Source organism: Microcoleus sp. B5-D4 (assembly GCF_036705145.1).
In the GTDB taxonomy this organism is placed as follows: domain Bacteria; phylum Cyanobacteriota; class Cyanobacteriia; order Cyanobacteriales; family Microcoleaceae; genus Microcoleus.
The window spans coordinates 1-23,402 of record NZ_JAUBTV010000102.1; the positions used below are offsets into that span (position 1 = coordinate 1).

The 23,402-nt window shown below is 40.8% G+C and carries 16 protein-coding genes; 6 read left to right on the forward strand and 10 right to left on the reverse strand.

From position 1 onward, the window contains the following. The first annotated feature begins 264 nt into the window (after positions 1 to 264). The gene (locus QUB10_RS29810) at positions 265 to 1,251 is read left to right on the forward strand and encodes a sulfotransferase domain-containing protein (RefSeq protein WP_333206811.1); all 987 of its coding nucleotides are present in this window, start codon (positions 265 to 267) and stop codon (positions 1,249 to 1,251) included. Positions 1,252 to 1,284: 33 nt separating this feature from the next. Here QUB10_RS29810 and QUB10_RS29815 read toward each other — a convergent pair whose 3' ends face one another. The 6 genes from QUB10_RS29815 to QUB10_RS29840 form a co-directional block, all read right to left on the reverse strand. After that, positions 1,285 to 2,130 carry an Rpn family recombination-promoting nuclease/putative transposase gene (locus QUB10_RS29815; protein WP_333206812.1) on the reverse strand — a complete coding sequence of 282 codons (846 nt, stop codon included), beginning with the start codon at positions 2,128 to 2,130 and terminating at the stop codon, positions 1,285 to 1,287. An 8-nt stretch (positions 2,131 to 2,138) separates the two neighbouring features. Next, complete coding sequence (locus QUB10_RS29820; protein WP_333206813.1) at positions 2,139 to 4,553, reverse strand: glycosyltransferase; 2,415 nt, start codon at positions 4,551 to 4,553, stop codon at positions 2,139 to 2,141. Positions 4,554 to 4,761: 208 nt separating this feature from the next. Continuing rightward, positions 4,762 to 7,047: a glycosyltransferase family 4 protein gene (locus QUB10_RS29825; protein WP_333206814.1), complete on the reverse strand. Its 2,286-nt coding sequence runs from the start codon at positions 7,045 to 7,047 to the stop codon at positions 4,762 to 4,764. Between the two features lie 48 nt (positions 7,048 to 7,095). Next, positions 7,096 to 7,746, reverse strand: a complete 651-nt coding sequence (locus QUB10_RS29830) for a Uma2 family endonuclease (RefSeq protein ID WP_333206815.1) — start codon at positions 7,744 to 7,746, stop codon at positions 7,096 to 7,098. Next, entirely contained in the window at positions 7,695 to 9,539 is a 1,845-nt protein-coding gene (locus QUB10_RS29835) for a phytanoyl-CoA dioxygenase family protein (protein ID WP_333206816.1), read from the reverse strand. Before QUB10_RS29835 ends, QUB10_RS29830 begins: the two co-directional genes overlap by 52 nt. Before the next feature lie 163 nt (positions 9,540 to 9,702). After that, on the reverse strand, positions 9,703 to 10,308 hold the full coding sequence (locus tag QUB10_RS29840) for a Uma2 family endonuclease (RefSeq protein ID WP_333206817.1): 606 nt from the start codon (positions 10,306 to 10,308) through the stop codon (positions 9,703 to 9,705). A gap of 660 nt (positions 10,309 to 10,968) precedes the next feature. Between QUB10_RS29840 and QUB10_RS29845 the strand changes: the two genes are divergently transcribed. The 5 genes from QUB10_RS29845 (at position 10,969) to QUB10_RS29865 (ending at position 19,545) form a co-directional block, all read left to right on the forward strand. After that, entirely contained in the window at positions 10,969 to 12,549 is a 1,581-nt protein-coding gene (locus tag QUB10_RS29845; RefSeq protein ID WP_333206818.1) for an amino acid adenylation domain-containing protein, read from the forward strand. Positions 12,550 to 12,593: 44 nt separating this feature from the next. Then, positions 12,594 to 14,438, forward strand: a complete 1,845-nt coding sequence (locus QUB10_RS29850; RefSeq protein ID WP_333206819.1) for a thioesterase domain-containing protein — start codon at positions 12,594 to 12,596, stop codon at positions 14,436 to 14,438. A gap of 53 nt (positions 14,439 to 14,491) precedes the next feature. Beyond that, positions 14,492 to 14,884: a hypothetical protein gene (locus QUB10_RS29855; RefSeq protein ID WP_333206820.1), complete on the forward strand. Its 393-nt coding sequence runs from the start codon at positions 14,492 to 14,494 to the stop codon at positions 14,882 to 14,884. A gap of 79 nt (positions 14,885 to 14,963) precedes the next feature. Further along, entirely contained in the window at positions 14,964 to 15,437 is a 474-nt protein-coding gene (locus QUB10_RS29860; protein WP_333206821.1) for a hypothetical protein, read from the forward strand. Positions 15,438 to 15,546: 109 nt separating this feature from the next. Beyond that, positions 15,547 to 19,545 carry a tetratricopeptide repeat protein gene (locus tag QUB10_RS29865; RefSeq protein WP_333206822.1) on the forward strand — a complete coding sequence of 1,333 codons (3,999 nt, stop codon included), beginning with the start codon at positions 15,547 to 15,549 and terminating at the stop codon, positions 19,543 to 19,545. Positions 19,546 to 19,624: 79 nt separating this feature from the next. On the opposite strand, the gene QUB10_RS29870 is transcribed toward QUB10_RS29865, so the two are convergent. From QUB10_RS29870 to QUB10_RS29885, 4 genes are all read right to left on the reverse strand, one after another. Continuing rightward, on the reverse strand, positions 19,625 to 19,816 hold the full coding sequence (locus QUB10_RS29870; RefSeq protein WP_333206823.1) for an acyl-CoA dehydrogenase family protein: 192 nt from the start codon (positions 19,814 to 19,816) through the stop codon (positions 19,625 to 19,627). Positions 19,817 to 20,015: 199 nt separating this feature from the next. After that, complete coding sequence (locus QUB10_RS29875) at positions 20,016 to 20,186, reverse strand: hypothetical protein (protein ID WP_333206824.1); 171 nt, start codon at positions 20,184 to 20,186, stop codon at positions 20,016 to 20,018. 16 nt (positions 20,187 to 20,202) lie between these two features. After that, positions 20,203 to 21,327, reverse strand: coding sequence for an IS66 family transposase (locus tag QUB10_RS29880; RefSeq protein ID WP_333206825.1), 1,125 nt, complete (start codon positions 21,325 to 21,327; stop codon positions 20,203 to 20,205). Beyond that, a complete protein-coding gene (locus tag QUB10_RS29885) occupies positions 21,227 to 21,892 on the reverse strand; it encodes a hypothetical protein (RefSeq protein WP_333206826.1) in 666 nt (221 codons plus the stop codon). The genes QUB10_RS29880 and QUB10_RS29885 overlap by 101 nt, the downstream gene beginning before the upstream one ends. Between the last annotated feature and the right edge of the window lie 1,510 nt (positions 21,893 to 23,402).

The following is a 23,402-nucleotide window of genomic DNA, read 5'->3' on the forward strand; positions in this document are numbered from 1 at the left end:
AACCTCTTTAAATATACTTAATATTCTTATTATATCATATTAGTTATTTATGTAATTAATTTTGTTTAACTACTTATCAAACCTGATAACGCAATTGTTCATTGTAAATTAGGAAATTTATATCAAGTTCAAAGGAAGTTTGAGAAGGCAACCTACCATTACATAAAAAGCATTGAATTTGACCATAATTACTTCCAAAACTACTGGAACTTAAAGTATTCCTTATTACAGCTAAATAGGTGGGATCTGGAAATTGAGTCTAATTTGTTAGAGCAAGGAATTGCTACCCTCAGTCAGGCAATTAAGAGTCAACCAAACTTTCCTTTCGCTCAAGTCGTCTTAGGGGACTTGCTAACTCAACAAGGTAAAATCGAGGAAGCGATCGTCAGTTACCAAAATGCAAGCTATAAACAAATAAATTTATCCGATCCAGAACTGGTTAAAAAGCACTGGAATCCTCACCAAAAACCGCAACCAGATTTCCTGATTCCGGGTTTTATTAAATCGGGCACTTCTTCTCTTTATAACTATTTAATTAGTCACCCTCAAATTCTCCCTGCTGTTGACAAAGAGCTTCATTTCTTCACAGACTTTTTTGAGCAAGAACTTGATTGGTATCTGGCTCATTTTCCTCCGATCCCAGCTAGTATGAATTACATCACGGGTGAAGCCACTCCTATTTATATTAATTTTCCTAATCTAGCAAAAAAAATCTTTCATTTATTTCCCGATATAAAAATTATAGTCCTATTGAGAAATCCAGTAGAACGAACAATCTCTTCCTATTTTCATCAACATAAGGCAAGCTGTGGATATAAACCAATACAGGATAGCATAGCTGAGACTTTACAAAAAATTCCTAATTTATTAAATAAATTGCCAGACTTCTTATTGCTTGAACCATCGATTTTAAAAAAATACAGAGATGACTACATACATGATGCATTGTTGAGTCTATTAATAAATAGTTTATATATTTATTACCTAAAAGAATGGCTGACTATTTTTCCAAAAAAACAGTTTTTAATTGTCAAAAGTGAAGATTTGTTTAGCAATCCATCAGCAACTATGAAGCAAGTATATAGTTTTTTAAACTTGCCTGATTATCAAATGCCTGAATATCACAATGTCAATCCTGGGTCATATCCTTCTATTCCCGCTCACTTACGTCACCAGCTAGTAGAGTTTTTCCGACCTCATAACCAGAAGTTAGAGGAATATCTCGGCATGAAATTTAACTGGGACGAGTAATCATCAAAAACCTAGACTCCCGCTCAATTTAAGTCAATCATTACTTACTTCCTGACGCAACTCTTCAACTGCTTTAAGACTTAATCCTGTAGCTGAGGCGATCGCCTCATCATTAAGTTGAGCCAGTAAGTTTCGAGCAATGCCACGCTTTTCTTCTTCGCGTGCCTCTTCTCGTCCGAGATTAATCGCTCCTTGTTGGTCGTAGATAAACATTTCTCGGCGTTCCAAATCCTCTAGTTCAGAGGGAGTTAAATCAGCTTGATTGGCGATTTCAAAGGCTCGGTGTAGTTCGGGGATATCGTCCATATTTTCAGGAATGGAAGTGAGCGATCGCGCAAACTTGATAAAATAAATCCATTTATCCGTAATAGTTTCAAGCTGGTCTAGTTCTTTGGTAAACTTGGGTAACTCAACGAATACCAACTCAATATCATTGTCAGGATAGATCCAGCCTTCAGACTTCTCTCGATAAACAAAGCGGGAAATAAGTTTATCGCGATTAGCGAACATCTCAAAATCGGTAATGGTTAAAGCAATAACTGGTTTGAGCATTCGGTAGCCTTCTCCCGCTTGGAGTTGAAAAGCATAGGTTTTCGTAGCATTAAACAAAACCCTCTTGCCAAAAGACTGCACGTTTAAAACCTGCATTTCAATAATCACAAGCGTACCGTCATTCAGTGTAGCTCTGACATCGAGATAAGTATCTTTTAAACCTTGGATTTTGGGTGGCAAGTTGGGATTGATGATTTCTAAGTCTTCAATGGTAGAATTGCCTTCATAAATTAGAGCGTTGAGAAAGCTAATCAGAATGTCTTTGCTTTCCGTAGAACCAAATATCTTTTTAAAGGCGTAGTCGGTTTTGGGGTTGATAAATTTCATCGTTTTAGTTAAACCGGAGTTTTTTCAATAGATTCTAGCACTGCCTGTGTCTTTTGCAGTTCGGCTTGCAGCGCGTCGAGTTCGTCTTGGGTTTCCAGCGCTGTCTGCATCCAAGCTTGGGATTGAGATGCTAAAGCTTGGTATCGATTTCTATCTTGCTCAAGTTGCCACATTTGGCTTTGCTTTTGTGTTTCCGATTGCCAAAGTTGCTCAACGCAGGTTAAAAGTAGATTGAGTTGGCGCTGAGTCCATCGAGATACCTCTATTTGAGATAAGTATTGACGCAAATAATACCGTTCTTTTGGGAATTTTGCCTGGTCAATAAGGAACGCAGAGTGGGAATCAGAGAGATAGAGGGGATAGGGATAGTAAGCAATCTCTTTACCAGTGGCGATCGCAGCCGCTAAAATATGCCAATTTAAGGCTAGCAAATCCCTTACCTCGGAATATCGGAACTCTCGCAGCAACTCCATCGCAAATAAAGCGCACAAATCCTGGGTTTGATTAAATTCTAGTAGCTTGAGTAAAGAGCCGTCATTCGAGTTGATAACTTCCAAATCTTTGTCCAGCGTCATGTCTGGACATACGACAGCTACAGCATCAGATTCACAAGCCGCCGTAACAAATTTTTCTACCATCAGAGGCAGTGCGATGCGATCGCCCGCAAACTGCAAGAAATATTCTCCAGTCGCCAGCTCTAGCAACCGATTATAAGCCACTCCCAAACTTTTATTAACATCGGACTCGACAAACTGATAGGTGGGAAACTGCTCCTTAGCCAGAGCGATCGCCTCTGGTATAGATTCGCCGATCGGTGTTTCGTACAAAACGATAACTTCTAAATTTTGATAAGTTTGTCCTGCAAGGCTTTCCAGGCAATCCAAAACTTTTATCGTATCAGGAAAACAAGTCACGCCTATGGTTGCGCGGGGATTTTGGGGGTCTTTGGGTGCTGATTTGATAAATGCTTCGCTCATATATTCAAGTTTTTGGTTAAGTAGTTTTTGATTCACTTGTGACAAGAAAACGCGCTCGGGGACGATCGGCGTTTCAGGACAACCTGAAATAGCTTCACTGATGGTGCCGGCGAGAGAGTGTACGTCTCCTGGCTCAAACCAGCGCACCCCATCGGTTCTTGAAATTAAATTTAAGGTTTCTTGAAATCCTCCCGTATCTGAAACCACTAAACTAACGGCTAACTGTCCCATCTCTAAAGCGGTATTGGGAAAGTTTTCTTGCAAGCTGCAAAGACAGACAATGGGTGTCGGTGACTGGCTGACTAAATTAATTGCTTCTAGGCTGGATAAATCCGGCAAAATATGGTAATAAAATTTACCCTTTAAAGCGCCATCAATATACTGCTGACTATCCAACCCTTCAAGCACAGTTGACTCTAATTTGATGATTTTACCAAGAAACAGAATGTAAATTTTCTCGGCTATATCCGGGTTAAGCAACTGAAGGGCCTCTACAAACGTACAGAGTCCTTTTCTCTCCTCTAACCGCCCAAAAAATACCAGCGGTATCTGTTTCCTATCAAGTTGAGTAGTCAGAATATCGGATATTTTTAATCCTTCGGATGGCGAAGCATTCGGACACAAAACATGGGTTTTTAACGGTAAATTATTGCCCGAATGCTTCGTCCCTACATCCGCTGATAAGTTGAGGATAGGAATAAAATAAGGTAAATGAACAGCATGAGCAGTTTTCCAGCCATAACTTTCTACTTTAGACTTTAAAAAGTAGGAGGGAAAGCAACTTAAATCGGCACTGTCATAAGAATATTGTTCGTAGTGATAAGCCTGCCAAAACCATTTAGGATAATCTACTGTATATCTGCTATTAGCTTCTCGCAACCACTCAAAACCACCGTGATCTGTAACACCAATGAGGCAACTATTACCTATTACACCTGATTTTTTGGCTTGAATCGTGCGATAACCCAATCCCCAAATTGCGGGAAATTCAACATAAACAACTGCTTCGGGGAAAGTAGCAACAATTGCTTGAGTAAAGAACAAACAGCAGAAACTTTCGCCATCAAAGCATTGACTGATAGAGTCTTCTTGGCATTTCGATAAAATTCCTTGGTGGATAGGTTGAAGATTTAGGACTTTTTCAACTTCGCCGGTAGAGAAGATGTGGTGGAGATTTGGTAGTTGCGATCTCCCTTGGAAGTTCTCATGACTGTGGCAAAGCAAGAGGATGACATACCAACCTTCTGCTGCTAATTTTTGGCTCAATGTGGTATAATAAGTGCCGATACCGCCATTTTTAGAAAATCCTTCAAATTCGTTGCTTGCTAGGATTGCAACTTTTTGATTTGAGGTATTAAAAGCCTCTAAGAATTGGGGCTGAAAACCTAATTCTGAATTATCAGGAGAGAGGATATGAGATACTAAATTTTGCGATTGCATTTCCATAAAGATACTAATTAAACAGATGTAGATGTAGGTTGGGTTGAGGTACGAAACCCAACTTCTCAATTTTCTGGTTTCGCTTTCCCCCCACATTAACCTACCCAACCTACTTATATTATGCTCTAGGGGATGGTGGATTGCGGCGCGGTTTAAGATTTATCTGTTTGCCATAATAATTTTATCACCGCGCCTAACCCACTCTACACGATTTTTACTTGTCCACTTCTCCCCCCATCCTAGATAATAATTTGGCCACCTCTGGAATCTCAAGAATATTTCCAAATTTCTCTCTCGCTTGAATGAGTTCGCGTTTAGCTTGTTCTAAATCTCCCCAATGAATAAAAGCCATGACTTTGGCAGCGGCAATATTTGGTCGCAATTCCTCTATGACAATTTCAATCGAGTATTCAAAAGCTCGCTCGATATCTTCGTAAGAAAAGATACTAAAGGGAGTATCCTGGTTTAGTAGTAAGGTGTCAATTGGTAGAGGGTTAATATATTGAAATACTGCGGCTTGGTAGAGATTACAATGGTGTTTGAAGTATGGCCTCAGTTTGTAAATTAATAGATGAATCCAAGCGGTGTAAAAGTGGGCAAAATCATTATAGTGTACCAGAGAAGTCATGGGGATTAGATGATGGTAAAAGTTTAGGAAAATGCTTTTCGTGAGTTCCCAGCTTTTCATGGCATCCACAAATAAATATTCTATAGGGCGTTGGTTCCAGCCAAGTTTCACCACATCTCCTGGGTAAACTGAGATCGAGTGACTCCAGGGACTAATTCTGCGAACAAACTCGTCCAGAAAACTATCTCCCTGTTTATATCTGCCTTCTAGGGAAGTTCCTTTGACACACCTATCCATATACGATGGTGCCCAAATGAATATATCGTAAGCATGAATGCGTTTGTCTTTGACAGTTACTTTAAGATTTTTTTCTAATCCCTTGGCTACAGAAATTGTTGCAGAACCAAGCCAGCAGCCCAAATCGATGATTTCGCCTTTACCATAATACTCATTTTGGGCATAATTTTCGAGAAAAACTTGCTCTTGAACAGAGGTCATCCCTAATAAGAAAGACGTTGATAAATCTTCATTAGACGAACGATTGCGACTGGGAGATGTTTGAAAAAATGCCGATTTCATGTAATCTAGTCGCTGGTTGAATAACCCTTGATTAACTTGCTCTAAAAATTCCCGTTGGGGAAGGGATGCGGTTTCAGGATAGGCGGCGATAGCGCTGGCAATTTCGCACGCGAGAGACTGGGAGTTTCCTGGTTCAAACCATCGTACACTATTTGAGCGGTCAATCATGTTTAATGTCTCCCGAAATCCCCCCGTGTCTGAAACCACCAAACTCACGGGTAACTGTCCCATTTCTAAAGAACTATTGGGAAAGTTTTCTTGGGGACTTGTCAGGCAAACGATGGCCGGTGCTAATTCATGGACTAGGGCAATAGCTTCTTGGCTAAATAAATCCGATAATATGGTATAATCAAATTTGCCTCCCAGTTCTTGCTGGATGTATTGCTGACTATCCTGGGGCTGAAGTTTTACAGAATGAAGCGGAACGTTTTTACCTAAAAATATGAGGTGAATTTGCTGGCTGATTTTCTTTCCTAATTGCTGAAGGGCATCAATGAAAGTCAGGAGCCCTTTTCTTTCTTCTAATCTGCAAAAAAAGACAATTGGTATCTGTTCCCGTTTGAGGTTAAGCGAAACTTTCGCTAACATGGGTCGATTTTTATCGAGGGGTGGGACAATATGGAAACAGTAGGGCAAATGAACCGCATGAGAGGTTTTCCAGCCATAACTTTTGACTTTTGCTTCCATGAAATAAGACAGGAAAAATGCTAAGTCTGCATTCTCAAAAGAATATTGCTCGTAACTATAAACATTTCTAAACCAATTTCCGCCCTCTATAATATATTTCTCATGGGCTTCATTTAACCACTCTTGGCCGCTGTGCATTGTTACGGCTGTGACGCAATTTTTTCCTAACAAACCTGAACGTTTTGCTTGAATTGTACGATATCCCAGTCCGCACAAATCTGGAAATTCTACATAAATTGGAGATTTGTTAAAGTGCGCGGCGATTGCTTGGATAAAAAAGAGAATTTTATAACTCTCTGATTCTACCCAGTCCCATTCCTTAAATTGAGATAAAATTGCTAGATGAACTGGCTGTAGTTCCAAAATTGGCTCGGCTTCAGAGGCGGAAAAAATATGGCGGATATGGGGGACTGTCGATTCTCCGTGAAATTGTTTTTGAGTTTGACATATAATTAAAATAATATATGCACCTTCTGCTGCTAATTTTTGGCTCAATGTGGCATAGTAAGTGCCAATTCCACCGTTTCGGAAAATGCCTTCATATTCAGGAGTGACGAGGATTGCTACGGGTTCTGTAGAGGCAAATAAATTTTCAATAAAGGGTTGCTGGAAGCGCACTGCAAAATGATTTGCAGAAATTTCATTTAGTAAAGTTAATTGATTCATTGCGTAAGTCTTTTTAAGTTGACACTAATGCCCCTACACCTAATCTTCCTATCTTTCTTCAATCTGTTTCTTCACCCAAGCGCGAAAGGCTTTCATTGTTTTATTTCTTCCCTCGATTTTACTTTGTTTTAAATACTGGGGAATCACCTCATTAAGCAATGGCAAGCCGGGAAAATGAGGACTTTCCGTAACCTGCACGTAACGCCCCGCTTGCAGCACGTTGATTTCTAATTTTGTCCCGTTAAACCGCCACCATTCTCCGACTCCTAATGCTTCATAATTATTCAACTGGGTGCGGGAGGAAATGTCAATCTCAATGGCTAAATCTGGGGGCGGTTCTACAGTTAAATCGATGCGTTTTTTACCCCGAACGGCTGCTTCGTTTTCGATATAGAAACAGCTATCGGCTTCTAAACCTTGTTGCATTGTTTCGCTTTTAAACGTAGTAGAAGCCAGATTTCTGAACTCAACGTCTAGTTCTTCCAGCAAAATTTCCACTAAGTTGCTAATAATAATTTTATCATCTTCATGTTCCGGTAATGGCACCATAATTTCTAAAACTCCCTGACTATAATTAATCCGCGACCCCCGTTTTTCACCAGACTCCTCTAACATTTCTTCGTACATTTGCCAACTGACATCGGTCATCAGGAGTTGCTGACCGGGGGGGACGATGATTTGTTTAAGTTGGACTTGCATAGTTTCCTCTCTTTTGTGTTAGGGATTCGCCCCTGAATTATCTGGGCCAGTCGAGTTTGGTGCTGCTGAGACTTCACTTTTTGCAATTCTACTGTTTTTTGATGCAGTTGAGCTTGAGACTGTTCTAACTCTGCCTGAGTGGCGTGCAGTTGCAGATCGGACTGTTGTAATTGAGCTTGGGTTTGCCGTAGTTGTTGTCGAGACTGCTCTAGTTCTGCCCGATCTTGCTGCTGCTGAGACTCTAGTTGCTTTACTTGCGATCGCGCCTGGTTGAGTTGTTGGCGATAAGCCTCTAACTCTGCCTCAGTTGTCTGCAATTTTTCCCCTTCCCGTTCAAGTTGCGATCGCACCTGGGAGTGTTCCTCTTTTAATGCTTCCAATTCTCTCGTTTTTTGATGCAATTTTTCGTGAGAATCTACCCAGTCAGCTTGATTTTTTTGGAGTTGTTGTCGATACTGTTCGAGTTGGGTCTGAGTGGTCTGCAATTGTTCCCGTTCCCGTTCAAGTTGCGATCGCGCCTGGGAGTGTTCTTCTTTTAGTGCTGACAATTCTCTCGTCTTTTGGTGCAGTTGCTCATTAAATTCTGTTAACTGAGTTTGCAGTTGAGTTTGAGACTGTTCGAGTTCTGCTTGCGTTTGGAACTGTTGGATTTTTAGTTCCTCTAATTCGTCTTGAGTTTGGGATTGTTGGATTTTTAGTTCCTCTAATTGGTCTTGAGTTTGGTGGAGTTGCTCGTTAGACTTTTTCAACTCAGCTTGAGTCTGAGTTAGTTCGTCTTGAAGTTGCTGTGCGGTTAGCATCCAACCTTGAGATTGGGGAGATAGAACCTGGTTATTTGTTGAGGACAACTGACTATTTTCTTCGAGTTTTTCCATAAGATTTTCTGGGGTGAGGGGTTCGACTTCGTAATCAAAGATGCCTAGACTTTTAACGCCTTCGGGTTTTTGACCGATGATGTAGCGCTCGTAGAATTCATCGTCTACTTCAAAGAGTTCTATTTTATCAGAGGTTGGGGATTCTCTGTAACATAAATGAGTCAATTTTTTTTCAGGAACGAGACTACAAATTGCAGCGACTCTTTCAACAGTTGTTAAGTTGGGTGGTGAACCGTGAAAAAGGCGTTTGTCATAGATCAGTGCTTGTCCTGCTTTCATGGGAATACTGGTGAGATACCTCTGTTGCATCAGCGAGAGAATATCTTGACTGTAAGGAAAGCCATTAAAGACAAAAATCGGTCTAGGTTTTGAGTTAAGCTGATGGCTTTTTCTGATGACTTGAAGACAGCCGTTTTGCTCGTTGACATCAATAAGAGGACACCATACTCCAAAAGAATCTAAATAGTTTTCGTTTACTAAAGATGGGTCTTGATGGAGAAGCATTATACTAGAGAATAGGTTAGCTTTTTTCCGAGCAAAATTACAGTTACTTATTCTATGTTTTGGAAGTAAAATTGCCAATTTTGGAGCAAATAGCCTTTTTATTTCTTCACTAATTAGCTGGCGGTATGACACCTCTGATGTCTTCATACTAAAACACATAGGGGCATCTGCCAAATCATTAGGAATAGAAGAGTTTTTGTCAAAATTGAGCAAACTTTGTACTTCATTTTCATTGAGGAGATTAATTATTATGTATCCATTCTCTTCAAGCTCTTGATGGATTCGCTGATTTGGGTTCATTTGAGCAATTTCAATCATTACATTTAGTTTTTCTGAAAAATTAGGTTGAATTTCAATTTCAACATGAAACTTTGTGTGTTCGGAACAAAGTTTTTCTATATCTACTGAACTCATTTGAGAATTTCCTTTGCAAAAATACTTATTTTGAGCATAATTGTCTAGAAAGATTTGCTGTTGTTTTTCCCACCCCTGCGATCGCCCTGACCCGCAAACCCCCAAACCGTTGAGCGAGCGATGGAAAACACCGCCCTAATCACAAAAGAGAGATACCAGATTTTCAAGTCGGCATAATGTCGTCGAGGATCAGTTGTAAATTTGGAAACAGGTCAGAAGAAATCGTATCTCCCAAACGATATTGTTCCTGTTGGTACACACCATTAACTAACTGGCAGACTGTGAAAGTCGGTTGCTTGGGATTGCCGATAAATTGGAAACCACCCAAACCCCGAAAGTCCACAATCCAATATTCAGGGATATTCAAAAAAGCGTATTCCTCCACTTTTCTGGCATAATCATCTTGCCAATTGGTGCTGACGACTTCAGCAACAAGCTTAATGGTACTACCGTTACAAATCACTGGTTCTTTTTGCCAAAGTGGTTCTTGAGTTAGTTCTGCTTTATCTAAAACAGCTACGTCAGGACGCAGCGCTGTGGCTTCAGCATATAGTGGTTTTATCAGACAATTTTTTGGAACTAACCAGTTGAAATTATCCTGAAAAATTTCGACATATATTCTACCTGCAATACTCCCAGCAACCGCTTCGTGAGGGCCCGTAGGTTCCATGTCTCTGAGTTCTCCGTCAATTAGTTCATAGCGTGTATTATCCCCATATTGGGCGATAAACTCTTCAAAGCTAAGTAGTTTGGCTGGGGTGTAGGTCATAGGTCGTGTTTTAACGGGATGTAACTTAATTGTAAGTTGAGTTAAAATCGGCTATCTGGCAAAAAAACAAAGGTATGGCACTGTTCACTCTCGTTAATCTCTTGTATAATCTCGCTTCCCAACACCCCGATCGCATTGCCTACACTTTCCTAGAAGATGGGCAAAAACCTAGCACCAGTCGTAAGGATTCAGGTCACTGAACTCCTTGCTGGGCAAAGACTTTAGATATGGAGCTTGATACTAAATCAATCTCTATTCTCAATAAACCACGAAAAACTGTCACTTCTCCTCGTTTATTGACAATTAACCACGAAAGACAAAAACCCTTATTTTGCCCTAAAACCCTTGCCAGACAAGCGTTGGAGCCGCAAGTTTTTAGACCTGAATCCTTACCACCAGTCTAACCTATCGCTCCTTGGACGAAAAAGCTAGGCCGATTCTCGTTCCGAGACGCTACGCGCTCGCTGCTTATTGGCAATCTCGGTTATCTTGAGGGGAAAGAGTCTTGCTGGTTTATCTCCAAGGGTTAGAGTTTACTGACGCTCCCGATCGCACAACTTGTCCGTCCCATCCCGGAAATACCCGTTCTCGTGCAAAACTGGTAGTGTAGTTAGAGGCTAAGTTGGCGGAGCTGTTAATCTTAACATTGTATAAAAAACTATGCCATATTTACTACAGCAACTTTTAGAAATCAGCGCGGGGCAATATCCAGACAAAGAAGCTGTCATCTACAAAGATAACGCTATGACGTACCGGGAGCTGGACGCAGTTTCCAACCAGTTAGCTTGGGTTCTGAGAGAGGCTGGTATTGAGAAAGGCGATCGCGTCGGCATTTGCCTCAACAAATCCATTGAAGAAATCGTAGCGATTTACGGCATTCTTAAAGCTGGTGCTGTCTATGTTCCCATCGATCCATCATCTCCCGCTCAGCGAGTAGCCTTTTTTATTGAAGATTGCGGGATTAAGGCTTTAGTCACTACGAAAAAAATCATTGCAAAACTCTATCCATTTTCAGATAAAGTTTCTGAGTCGCTCCAGGGCGTGATTCTTGTTGATGAAGATTTGCCAGAGGAAAAGGGTCTTATCTCAACGAAAACAGTAACGTGGCAGCAAGTTTTGCGATCACCTACAAAATCATTGCCATCAACTCACTCGATCGATTGCGATTTAGCTCATATTATGTACACTTCGGGTTCGACGGGTAACCCTAAAGGTGTCATGGTTACTCATCGTTCTATTCTTAATTTTGCGAGTTGTTTCTACAACTGTCTTGAAGTGCAACCCGGCGACCGCATTTCTCATCAACTGCCGATTTATTTTGCTGCTTCAGTTGTCGATATCTTCACTTCTATTCAAGCTGGAGCAACGATTGTTGTTGTGCCTCCAGAACTCTCGGTTTTTCCTGTTGAACTAGCCAATTTTATTGAACCACAGCAAATTAATATCTGGTTTTCAGTTCCTTCTCTGCTAATCCAACTGATTCTGCGGGGGAATTTGCAGCAGCATCGCTTTCAGCATTTGAGAAAGATTTTGTTTGCAGGTGAAGTATTCCCCGTTCAGTACCTGCGTCAACTTATCCAAATGCTGCCTCATGTTGAATATTGCAACATTTATGGTTCTGCGGAAACAGGTGCCCGCACGTACTATCAATTCAAAACCATTCCTCCTGAGTTAGATTCAATTCCAATTGGTCAAGCTTGTGCTAATACTGAACTATTTGTCGTGAATGATGAGCATCAAATTGCTGAACCAGGGGAAGTTGGAGAACTTTACGCACGAGGTTCCTCGCTGATGAAGGGATATTGGGGAACGATCGAGAAAACTAAGGAGGTTCTCGTACCCTACACGTTGTATCCGCACATTGGCGAGGAAACGGTGTTCCGGACTGGCGATTTGGTAAAACAAGATGTTGAGGGCAATTATATCTATATTGGTCGTCGCGATCGCCTGATTAAAAGTCGAGGATATCGGATTGAACTGGAGGAGATTGAGAAGGCGATTCAACAGCATCCTGAGATTGAAGAGGTAGCTGTTATTGCAATTCCTGATGAGGAAATTGGCAACCGACTCAAGGCTTTGGCTGTACTAAAGAGTGGAAGTGGTTTAGAGCAGAGTGTCTTGCAATCTTTTTGCGTCCAGACTATTCCTAAGTATATGGTTCCTGAAAGTATTGAGTTTCGTTCTCAGCTACCTAAAACTTCTACCGGAAAGGTCGATCGGATGGCGCTGTGTCAAGAATAGCTTGCGGTGATGGGAATCAGTAATCCTCAGTAAGGAGCAACAGGATGTCAGCGAAAAACTATACAGAAACAGAGATAGAACAGCTACTCAAAGATTACATTATCCAGAGGTTTATGTATGGAGCGAAAGCTGTTTTAGAAGATGACTGGCTGCTGATTGAAGAAGGGATTATCAACTCTTTAGGAATTATTACGTTAATTAGTTTTATTGGAGAGCAGTTGGGTATTTCTATCGCGTCTGAAGAAATAGTTTTGGATAATTTTAAAGATGTTAATTCTGTTAAATCTCTAGTTATCTCTAAAATTAAAGCATCAACTCAACCAGCGATTATTCAAGAAGGTACAGAAAGAAAGTTATTGTCAGTCGTTCCAGTTAAACCCAATGGATATAAGCGACCTTTCTTTTACATACACGGAATGCCAGGTTATAACCCAGAAGTCAACTTGGCTCTGGCACAGCACATCGATCCTAATCGCCCTTTCTATGGAATACAAGCAATGGGGGTAAATGAAGGAAGAGAGCCTCATACTAGCCTAGAGAAGATAACGACTTTCTATATTCAAGAAATCCAGACCATCCAGCCCGAAGGTCCCTATCTTTTAGGAGGTGTCTGCGCTGGTGGCAATATTGCCTTTGAAATGGCTCAACAATTGAAGAAGTGTGGTCAGCAAGTCTTGCTAGTGGTTATGGTAGATAGCCCAAATCCATTCATCACTGTAGAAGAGAAAACAAATTTACCAAACTGGTATCCAAAACCGCATTTGAGAGAAAAGCTATTAAACAAAGGTTTGAATATTAACCAATTTGAGAGTATTTTTAGAGTTTGGGAGGCTAATGTCCAGGTTATCGCCAACCACGTACCACAGGTATATGCGGATCGGATCGTTTACTTTGCGGCTATGGAAAAGGTTATGGAAAAACATCGCTTCGAGCCGATGCAACCCAATGGTTGGAATAGTTTTGTAGTAGGTGGAATTGAACTTCACGAAGTTCCAGGCAGTCACCTTACTATGCATTTTGAACCTCACGTACAGGTTTTAGCAGAAAAACTAAGTGCTTGCCTAGACCAAGCAGATCGGGAGTTAGATAGAAGAAATGATGAGACAACTAAATGCCCATTATCCTCCAAGAATCCATACTCAAATGCTCAGAGCAGGACTGTAGCGACGCTAACCCTTGTCGAGCTTTTGCAAAATCGAGCCTCCCGGCAACCCGCTCAAATAGCTTACACCTTCTTAGAAGATGGGGAGAAGGAGAGCGCCAGTTTAACTTATCGCCAGTTGGACGAGAAAGCCAGGGCGATCGCTGCTTATTTGCAGTCTCGGTTGTCTCCAGGGGAAAGAGTCTTGCTGGTTTATCCCCAAGGGTGGGAGTCCATCGCCGCCTTTTTCGGTTGCCTTTACGCCGGAGTTGTTGCTATTCCCGCACCGGCACCGGAAGCCTCGCGGATGAAACGAACTCTACCGAGACTGGAAGCGATCGCATCGGATGCGGGAGCCTCGTTAATCTTAACCACCGCCAGCTTGCTAGCCATCCGTGACGGCAACCATTTAACATTTAAGGCAAGAAGCTTTGTCAGCCGACTCAACGGCAGGGCTTCACTCCTACTCAACTACTACTTGGCAGAGGGAGAAATCGCCCAAAAAACACCCCAACTCGCCACAATTCCTTGGACAGCCACCGAGAAAATTCCCGTCCACCTCGCCACCCAATGGCGATCGCCGGAAATTAGTGGCGACACCAATAGCAGCGACAACTTAGAGCTAGATGAAGTAATCAGTAGCATTCGTAATGCTGCAGCCGCATCTTTTGAGCTACCTGTTCGTTTAGTAGCAGGTGGAATTGAACTTCATGAAGTTCTAGGCACTCACCTTACTATTCTACTTTGAACCCTACGTCCGAGTATTAGCAGAGAAATTGAATGCTTGTTTAGAGGAAGTTGATGGTGTACTACTTCCTGAGCGAAGATAAGCGATCGCCTACGGCAGGCAGTTACGCGATCGCTGTTGGCGATTTCGTGACAGGTGGAGAGCGATCGCACTTCCGGCAATTGCAGAAGAGAGACGAACGCCCTATCATTCTTAAACGCTTGCCTTGTGCGAGCGCTTCTCTATTTTGCAGCAGTTCAGAACGATCGATAATGGGCGATCGCCACTTATTTACAGTCTCAGCTTTCGGTTGGGGAAAGAGTCTTGCTGGTGTATCCTCAAGGGTTAGAAGCGATCGCAGCTTTTTTTGGTTGCCTGTATGCTGGAGTAGTTGCCATTCCCGCACCTGCACCGGAAGCAGCACGGATGAAACGAGTTTTGCCGAGACTCGAAGCGATCGCATATAATTTTAAGAGTTAGCTGAGTACACTCACTCATAACCTCTGCGTGGATATTCAACTACTTAATTTGAAAGGAGAAAAAACAATGAGCAAAGAACAATGCAGCAAGTCTGGATTCAACACCTTACTACGCCCAGACACGACAACAACCGACCCCAAAGAAGGTGTGCTGGCAACAACGCGCACTTGTAATGGGGTAGTAATCAACAACTGGGATAAAGAGGGTATCACAAATGTAACGCTTAGACATAGGTATCGGAATGATCCTAATCAAGAACAGAGCAGAACCTGGCCATCTCTCGGCTTTGGAGGAATAAGCTTAACAGATCTTGATATAATCTATTACACAGGCGTTGGCACTGGCTATGACTACTGGTGGATACAGTTTACTGATTCAACCGGGCAAGTGTGGACTTGCAAAGATAACTTTTATTGTTATCTGACTGCGGATGATGATGGTACTAAAGTTTTGTTTGCGCTAAACGGTGCTGCCGAGCAGATGGATATTACAATGAGTTCTGGTGGTTGTTACGTTTCGGTATACAAACAACCTTCTTGAAGATATTGAGCAAGACTTTCAAATCAAGTTTTTTTGGCGTTGCTGATTAGCAGTATGAATTGTCAAGTACGCAGATTGTCAAAAGTAGTTACTGTAAGTATCTGAAATTTTGGATAAATATTTTTCATACCTTAATCCAGCAACGCCAATTTTTGAGTATAACCTCCAGATTCTAGCCAGTCATGTGCCACAGATATACTCAGGACAGGTTGTTTACTTTGCGGATCAGGAGAAGAGTAAAGATTCTTTCATTTCCAAGCTATGGCAACCTGATGCTTGGAATCGTTGGGTTATCAACGGAGTTGAAGTTTATGAGATTCCGGGAGATCACTTATCGATGACTAAAGAGCCTAATGTTCATGTTTTAGCAGAAAAATTAAGCACCTGTTTAGATCGAGCAGAATGTGAAGAGAAGAAAATAGAGATTAATGGAGAGCAGCTTAGTTCTAAGCTTAGTATGAATCAGGAACTTGAAGAGAAAGGATATACAGTAATTAATCTTCTTAATGAGGATGAAGTACAAAATCTTTTTGATTTATACATGATAAATTCTCTTTCAAATGATTCATTAGGGTATTATTCATTTACTAATTCCAGTTCAGACTTGTCACATCGTCAATTATTAATTCAAGAAATTAAGACAATATTTGAACCAAAGCTAATAAAATTATTTCCTAACTACACAATGATAGCCTCTCTCTTTGTAAGTAAAAAGCCAGGATCATCAAGTAGTGAAATGCTTTTACACCAAGATCCATCTGTAGTAGACGAAACATATCTAAAATCATTTCAAATCTGGTGTCCTTTAATTGATGTTGATGAAAACAATGGTTGTCTTCAAGTTATTAATAAAAGCCATGTATTGACTTCAAAGCCAAGACATCAATTTGCTTTTAATATTTTCCCTTACAGTAAAGACATATTATCATGCATGAAACATCGTTATCTTACTAGCGCACCAATGAGAGCAGGACAAGCACTAATTTTTTATGATAGACGGCTTTTTCACGGTTCTTATCCTAATTTATCGGATGCTGAAAGAGTAGCGATCGTTTGTATTTTGGCTCCTAAAAATAAACCAATACATTTCTGCTATTTAGATTCCCCTGAATGTAAGAAAATGGAAATTTTTGCAATAGATGATAGCTTTTATGACAGCTATATTCCAGGCGAAAAACTAAAAGGTGTTGAAAGTCTAAGTATCATTGATTATGAAGTTGATTCATTAACGGTAGAACAACTTATAGAGTTCATGAATGCTCCAAAGCTCAATAAAAATGAAGAAGCTGGAATTAAAGATAAGTTTTTCTCACTTTTCAACTTACTTCGGGGTAACGATTGGTGGTTCTACAAAATTCCCCCATTACTCGCCATTGCCTACGCTGAAATCCTCATCCAAGATGCACCACCTCAACAATCTATCATTACACTAATGGCTCTTTTAGTTTCAATGTTTTTCGTTGCAGCTTACGGTCATGTGGTTAATGACATCTTTGATATTGAGGTAGATTTAAAAGCTGGCAAACAGAACAGAATGGCTCCTCTTTCGAGAGGGCAACGTATTTTATTAAGTCTCGGTTTAGCCATTGCAGGTGCAGTCCCGTGGTTGTTTATTGGCTTTAACTCAGCTTCAGCAATTTTGCTTGCTTCTATCTATACATTGCTAACAATCTACCCCGCTCCACCGCTCCGCCTCAAAGAACGATATATCTGGGGCGCAGTTGCCGACGCTGCTACCGTACACGCAATTCCCACATTGCTCATCGCTACAGTATTTTCTAGTTTAATGGCAACTCCTCAATCGGGAAACTATTCTCTAGCAATCATTGCTACAGCTTGGGCATTTGGGGTTGGAGTTAGAGGTATTCTGTTGCATCAAATTTGGGATCGAGAAAATGATTTGAAATCGGGTGTAAAGACATTGGCTACAAAGTTTGGTGTGGCATCACTCCGAATTTGGATTAATTACATTGTGTTTCCACTCGAAGCTATTCTTTCCGGTAGACTCGTTCTCTTGATTTCCCAATCTGTGCCTTTGCTTCTTGTCCCCTTCACTGTTTATCTTTTGCTACTATTTTTCAGCACCGCATATGACAACTTCGATCCTTCTCCATCTGAAAAATCCTATGTTGTACTCCACGATTTCTATGAAGTTTGGTTGCCTCTGGGCTTATTAACATTACTATCTTTTCGACAACCTGTGTTTTTGATTATACTCGTCCTACACACAATTTTATTTTACTCCGCTATTAAACAACGACTACTTGTATTAGCTCGATCGCTAGTTTTGAAATTGGAAAAAATTATAAATTTAAATGCTTCTACCCCAGAAAATTTAGAAACGAATACAGATCAATTTCCAAAAAATCAAGCTCAAAATACACAAAAAACATTTCTAGAATTACCATCTAGTGAATTAGAAATTAGTATAGTAAAAGCTATAGATTTTTTAAAAGAGAATCAACTAGAAGATGGCGAGTTAGCAACCTATGAAGACTCATATAATTTTGATAGTTCTCCCTTTATTACGTCATTAATTTTATATTCATTAAGTTTTTTAGCTCATGAAAACTATGAAAATAAAGGCAAAACTATAATAGATAAGGGAGTAAAATTCTTAGTTCAGGAAATGGAATTGAGAGGACTGTGGAGATACTGGTCTTCAAAAAACGACAGACATACAATGATTCCTCCAGATTTAGATGATATCTGTTGTATATCATATATTTTGAAAATAAATAACATACCCGTGCCTAACAACACAGATATTATTCTCGATAACAGAAACAAAGAGGGAATTTTTTATACTTGGATTTTGCCTCGGTCAATCAGAAGTATAACTCTAAATTTCATAACATTCGGTAAGGCTCTATCCCATTCAAAGAAGCTTTGGCAGCTAACAGAGAAGGATGATATATGTTGTGTTGTCAATGCAAATGTTTTATTGTATTTAGGTGAAACTCCGCAAACTCAGAAATCACTCGAATATCTAATCGATGTCGTTCGGGCAGGGAATGAAGAAGAATGCAGTGCATTTTATAGTAATAAACTGAGTTTTTATTATATGCTTTCAAGAGCATACTTCAATGGGGTGACATCGCTAGGTGTAGTCAAAATTCCAATTGTCACCAAAATTTTGAACTTACAACAAACTGATGGATCCTTTGGTGACGAACTATTGACTGCCTTGGCAATCTGTACGCTACTTAACTTTAATCATGTAGTCCCTAGCTTAGAGAAAGCTATCAAGTTCCTGCTCGACACTCAACAATTTGATGGTTCGTGGCAGAGACTTCCTATGTATGGCGGTAAGCTTGATAAACACTTTTTTGGTTCGGCAGCATTAACTACAGGTTTTTGTGTAGAAGCGTTAGTTCGTTATCGTTTGCAGGATATTTTTGGATATCGTCAACAAGAAGAAGTGAAGATACAAGAAGTACAAGCACAATTAAGAGCAGATTTAGAGATGCAACTGCAACAGACTAAGCAAGAATTAACACAATCCCAGTCTCAGCTACACACCTCCCAAACTGAATTAACACAATTCCAGTCTCAACTGAAGGCTACACAAACTGAATTAGTACAATCTCAGTCTCAACTACACACTTCCCAAACTGAATTGACACACTCCCAGTCTGAATTACAGATATCCCAAAGAGAATTAGCACAACTCAAATCTTATCTCCAACAAACTCAGGGAGTAGAAGGATTAATAAGCTATTATCACTTTTACATCGCTTCTAACCCTGACGACATCCAACTTTACCATCAGGCATTAGAGGTTAAGCCAGATGACGCTCAAACTCATTTGCAGTTAGGCAATGCCTTAGTTAGGCAAAATCGCTTCTCGGAGGCGATCGCTACTTACAAAACCGCGCTCCAATTTCACCCAAACAACTTTGAGATACACTTAGAGCTAGGAAAGGTTTTAGAAAAAGAGCAGAAATGGGAACAGGCGATCGCTGCTTACCGACGTGCGATCGAGTTGAATCCAGATGACGGGCGATCGCACAAACACTTAGGGGATATTTTAGCAGAATGCGGTCAAATTAACGAAGCAAGTGTCTCTTACCGTCGTGCTTTACAGCTTCAACCGAGAATTTTCTGAATTTAACTAAACTACAATATGAAAGACCGAAAAGAGCAATTAATTTCTCACTCTAAAGCATAAATAGTTGTGAGGGTATCTAATTCTTTTCCCCATATTCCTGGGGGATTGGCAATCCCATAATTCCCCATTCTCCACATTTTTTCCAGCCCTCTAGGTTAAATTCTTCCTGCTGGTCTAGTTCGACAAGATTTTCTATCAATAAATTTTTGGCAAACTGAATTACGCTTTCCTTAATTTCAACCTGTTCTTGAGCCCATGAAAAATCCACTGACTACCTTCCTCTGTTAGATGACTTGTTTGTTCCACATTCAGCAGGTTTACCGATCGAGTCTAACGTATTTTGTCTGAGCGATCGCACCGACAAATTAACCAGCGCGATCCTCTGATGGGTTAACGATCGTCGGCAACACCTACGCGATGCTCTTGTCTTTACCCCTGTCCCATAAATTAATATTGAGGCCTCAGACTTAATCGCAGCCTGCCTCCGATTGACCGTCGCCTCCTTCAGCTCCTTTTTCACCAGAGCTTGCTTGTACTGGATGACGAGAGCGATCGCACGCTTGTGTGTCCAACTGAAAAAACTGAGAAACTAAAGCCCAACAAGCACTTTTTGAGGCAATTCCTCGGTATCGGCTCAATAAGTAGGGGTAGCAGTTATTCTGGTTGCCAAGACAAGCCCAAGGGATAAAGAGAAGATTTTTCGCGAATAATAGTGGAGAGAGAGGGAATGATTCCAAGTTGAGAAATTCGGTCACGGACATAATCGAAAAAACTGATTCCCAACAGACGAGTAGTAGCAACAAGAGACATAAAAGTATCCCATGCCTGAGTACCCTCAATCGTCCCAGTTGCATAGCTAATATTACGTCGCTGCACCATAGTTCTGGCAGCTAACTCAGCCGGATTATTGTGTAGAGGTAATTCAGGATGCTCTAAAACTCTCAGCAACTCCGATACTTGTGTCGCAGTTAATTGTTTGCGTTCATCCAATAATTCATAACCGCTTGGAGTTTCAAAAAGCAGCCGAAATTTAGACTTTAAAAGCATTACAGCTTCTGGACTGGGAGCATCTTTGTAAGCTAATAATTCCCGATAATAATCCCAAAAATCTTCGATAAATTTCCCTAAAATTACTTGATGGCAAGGAAATACCGGGCTTAACTTCTTGTAATGTCTTCCCTCATGCACCCAACATAATGCTCGATCGGCAGTGATTAACTTGAATTGGGGAGCATCATCGCAACAAAGAGTTTGTACGACTGGGCAATCTGTTTGCTGATGATAGAAAGCAATAGCTGCTGCTTCCCTAATCCGGGTAACTTGTTGATCACCCAGTTTGGGTAGATACTTATTGAGTAGGTGATTAAACTGTGACTCACTCAACACCGTTTCTTGAGGTAATAGCTTGAGAGCCTTCTGCCATTTAGTCGGGATTTTGAAGTCCTGAATTAGTGAGAATGTGAGTGGATTCAACATGAATTCTAGTTCTCGTCCGGGCTGTAATCCTTTCAGGACAGTCAATCTGTCTTTATTCGCTGTTGTAAAGTAGACTGTATATAAAGGGTTGCAGATGATATTGGTGGTATGGTTGACTCCACCTACACGCGCGCCAGTTTGGTCGAAGTGTTGCCAAGGACTACTCGCTAGCCCTGAATCATAAACTTCTTTTTTCTCGGTTTCAAAAAGGAAGTGGTTTTTGATTAACAGGTTGGATAAATAACCTGCTGAAATGGAAATACCTAAATCGGCTAAAAAATCTAGTAGTTTGCCTTGCGTCATATTGCCACTTAGCGTACAAACTGATGATTAAGGCTTTGATTCCTGGCCCAAATTCTCCTTCGTAGCCTAATGGTAATTCTGCTACATAAGTTTTTCGGAGTGAGGGTGAGTAATATTTCTGTTTCCTGAATAATATGTTGTCGGTTGCCAAGCTAATATCTTGGATGATTACTTGTTCGTATCCTTTAAATTCTGCATCTGCTGGCAGTTGGTCTGTGGGATATTCTAGTATTTCTTCTCGATCTATTTTAATTGTGGCGTTCTTACTGCCTTTTTTGTGCTTTTTTGGCGTTTTTCGTTCTTTTTCTGAGGAGTGTTGGTTTTTGAATCCTTTGGACTTGGCTTTGATGTCTGGTTTTCCTTGTTCTCCCTTCAATCGGTTGTTTTCATCTTTCAACCGTTGATTCTCTGACTCCAAGTCTTTGACTTTTAATTGTAATTGCTCTATTAGGTTCAGTAATATCTCTACTGTCTGACGCATTGATTCGTCTGCAATTCCTTTTGGGTCAATGGTTTGCAGTAAATCTGAGGATGACTTGTCTTGTGAAATAGTCTTTTGCGTCATGTGTCCTATTTTATGACACTTTGTGTACTCTGCTTACTTTTTTTTCTCTGCTACCCCTACTTATTGAGCCGATACATTCCTCGGCTGTTGGGAATGGGATTGAATGCAGAGCAAGTGGCAGAAGCCCTTGTCAAGCTCGATCGGACAATAACAGTTTAGCCGATTGCAAAGCGCGGGCCCGACAACAGCAATTTATGCAACTGTCAAGGCTGACATAACGGCTGCTGTGTTGCCAATTTTCTCATACTCCTTATTTGATTTTTTATTCAATTTAGATAACGGCTACTGTGTTGCCAATTTTTTCGCACTTGCTTAAATTGATTTTTTATTCAACTTAGGTATCGTAACTTGATTATTAAATCAATTCACTTTTTGTTAAAAGGGCTAAAAAATTAGCTAATTGTTGCGTCAGCTAAAATCAGGGATTTGCAGTATAAAGTCAGGGGTTTGCAGTATAAAGTCAGGCAAGTGCAGGTAAAGTGCAGGGGCTGCACTTTACCTGTATTTACCTGAAAATATCCTGCAAACGCCTGAATTTTTAAGTCAAATTACTGCCTTTTTGTGCTGTTCGTGCCATAACCTGTTGGGACTGGTTATGGCTGTTCTCTCTCGGTAGCAAGCAATGTTTTTGTGATCACAAACCATGACTAATGTGTGCAGAGATAAAAATAATGCACCCTCATGAATGCGGTAATCCTAAGTGCAAGGCGATCGCACTCTTGCTAGCTGTCGGACGAACGATAATCACAGCGAGCATCGACTTGATAGAGTCAATGGTGAGCCAGTGGTAGCGACTTGCAGGCTGATTCGGATAGTGCGAGTAAGGGCAGCGGAGTCGAGTCGCGAGTTGTAGTTTTTAAAGTCAAAATAATTCAAATCACCACAAAGGTTTGGCTTTGAATCGATCGCCGTGCAGCTATCGCCACAACTACCTAAAAACTAGGGGTGGAGTGTCAAGGGGCTTAATTTTACCCGCTCTTCAACTGTGCCTCCCAATCAATACCACTGATGCGATGTTAGCCCAGTGTGTCACAAGACTTAATTTTTACCCGCTCTTCAACTGTCCCGATTGCTCATACTATTGTGGCGACTTTTCTGGCAACACTGGCATCAATTGCCCCGTCACACCTGGGTAGCATGGGTCGCGATCGCTTCCCTGAGTTCTCAAGTTAACCCATCATGCTGGTTCAAGGTTATGTAATGCCGCGTGAAAACTCATATTGCTACGGTCTAAAACTTAGAGGCGCGTGGCTCACGCGCTCTCTCTGAAATCAAGTACAACCGTAGCAACGCCCCCACAATTGTCACGGTCTTCTCATTGCCTAGTTTAACAAGTTTCCCCGCTTTTCCTTTGACTACAAATTTTACTGGCTTGCCGAAGTAACGATTAGAGTATTCTGGCAGCCAAAAAATATTGAGGCACTTCGCTTTTTTATAAGTAGTTAAACAAAATTAATTACATAAATAACTAATATGATATAATAAGAATATTAAGTATATTTAAAGAGGT

Coding starts and splice junctions, on each gene's coding strand:
- QUB10_RS29845 (WP_333206818.1), top strand. CDS start 10,969: ATGCCATATTTACTACAGCAACTTTTAGAAATCAGCGCGGGGCAATAT.
- QUB10_RS29850 (WP_333206819.1), top strand. CDS start 12,594: ATGTCAGCGAAAAACTATACAGAAACAGAGATAGAACAGCTACTCAAA.
- QUB10_RS29840 (WP_333206817.1), bottom strand. CDS start 10,308: ATGACCTACACCCCAGCCAAACTACTTAGCTTTGAAGAGTTTATCGCC.
- QUB10_RS29885 (WP_333206826.1), bottom strand. CDS start 21,892: ATGACGCAAAAGACTATTTCACAAGACAAGTCATCCTCAGATTTACTG.
- QUB10_RS29820 (WP_333206813.1), bottom strand. CDS start 4,553: ATGGAAATGCAATCGCAAAATTTAGTATCTCATATCCTCTCTCCTGAT.
- QUB10_RS29855 (WP_333206820.1), top strand. CDS start 14,492: ATGGTGTACTACTTCCTGAGCGAAGATAAGCGATCGCCTACGGCAGGC.
- QUB10_RS29815 (WP_333206812.1), bottom strand. CDS start 2,130: ATGAAATTTATCAACCCCAAAACCGACTACGCCTTTAAAAAGATATTT.
- QUB10_RS29880 (WP_333206825.1), bottom strand. CDS start 21,327: ATGACGCAAGGCAAACTACTAGATTTTTTAGCCGATTTAGGTATTTCC.
- QUB10_RS29830 (WP_333206815.1), bottom strand. CDS start 7,746: ATGCAAGTCCAACTTAAACAAATCATCGTCCCCCCCGGTCAGCAACTC.
- QUB10_RS29860 (WP_333206821.1), top strand. CDS start 14,964: ATGAGCAAAGAACAATGCAGCAAGTCTGGATTCAACACCTTACTACGC.
- QUB10_RS29825 (WP_333206814.1), bottom strand. CDS start 7,047: ATGAATCAATTAACTTTACTAAATGAAATTTCTGCAAATCATTTTGCA.
- QUB10_RS29835 (WP_333206816.1), bottom strand. CDS start 9,539: ATGAGTTCAGTAGATATAGAAAAACTTTGTTCCGAACACACAAAGTTT.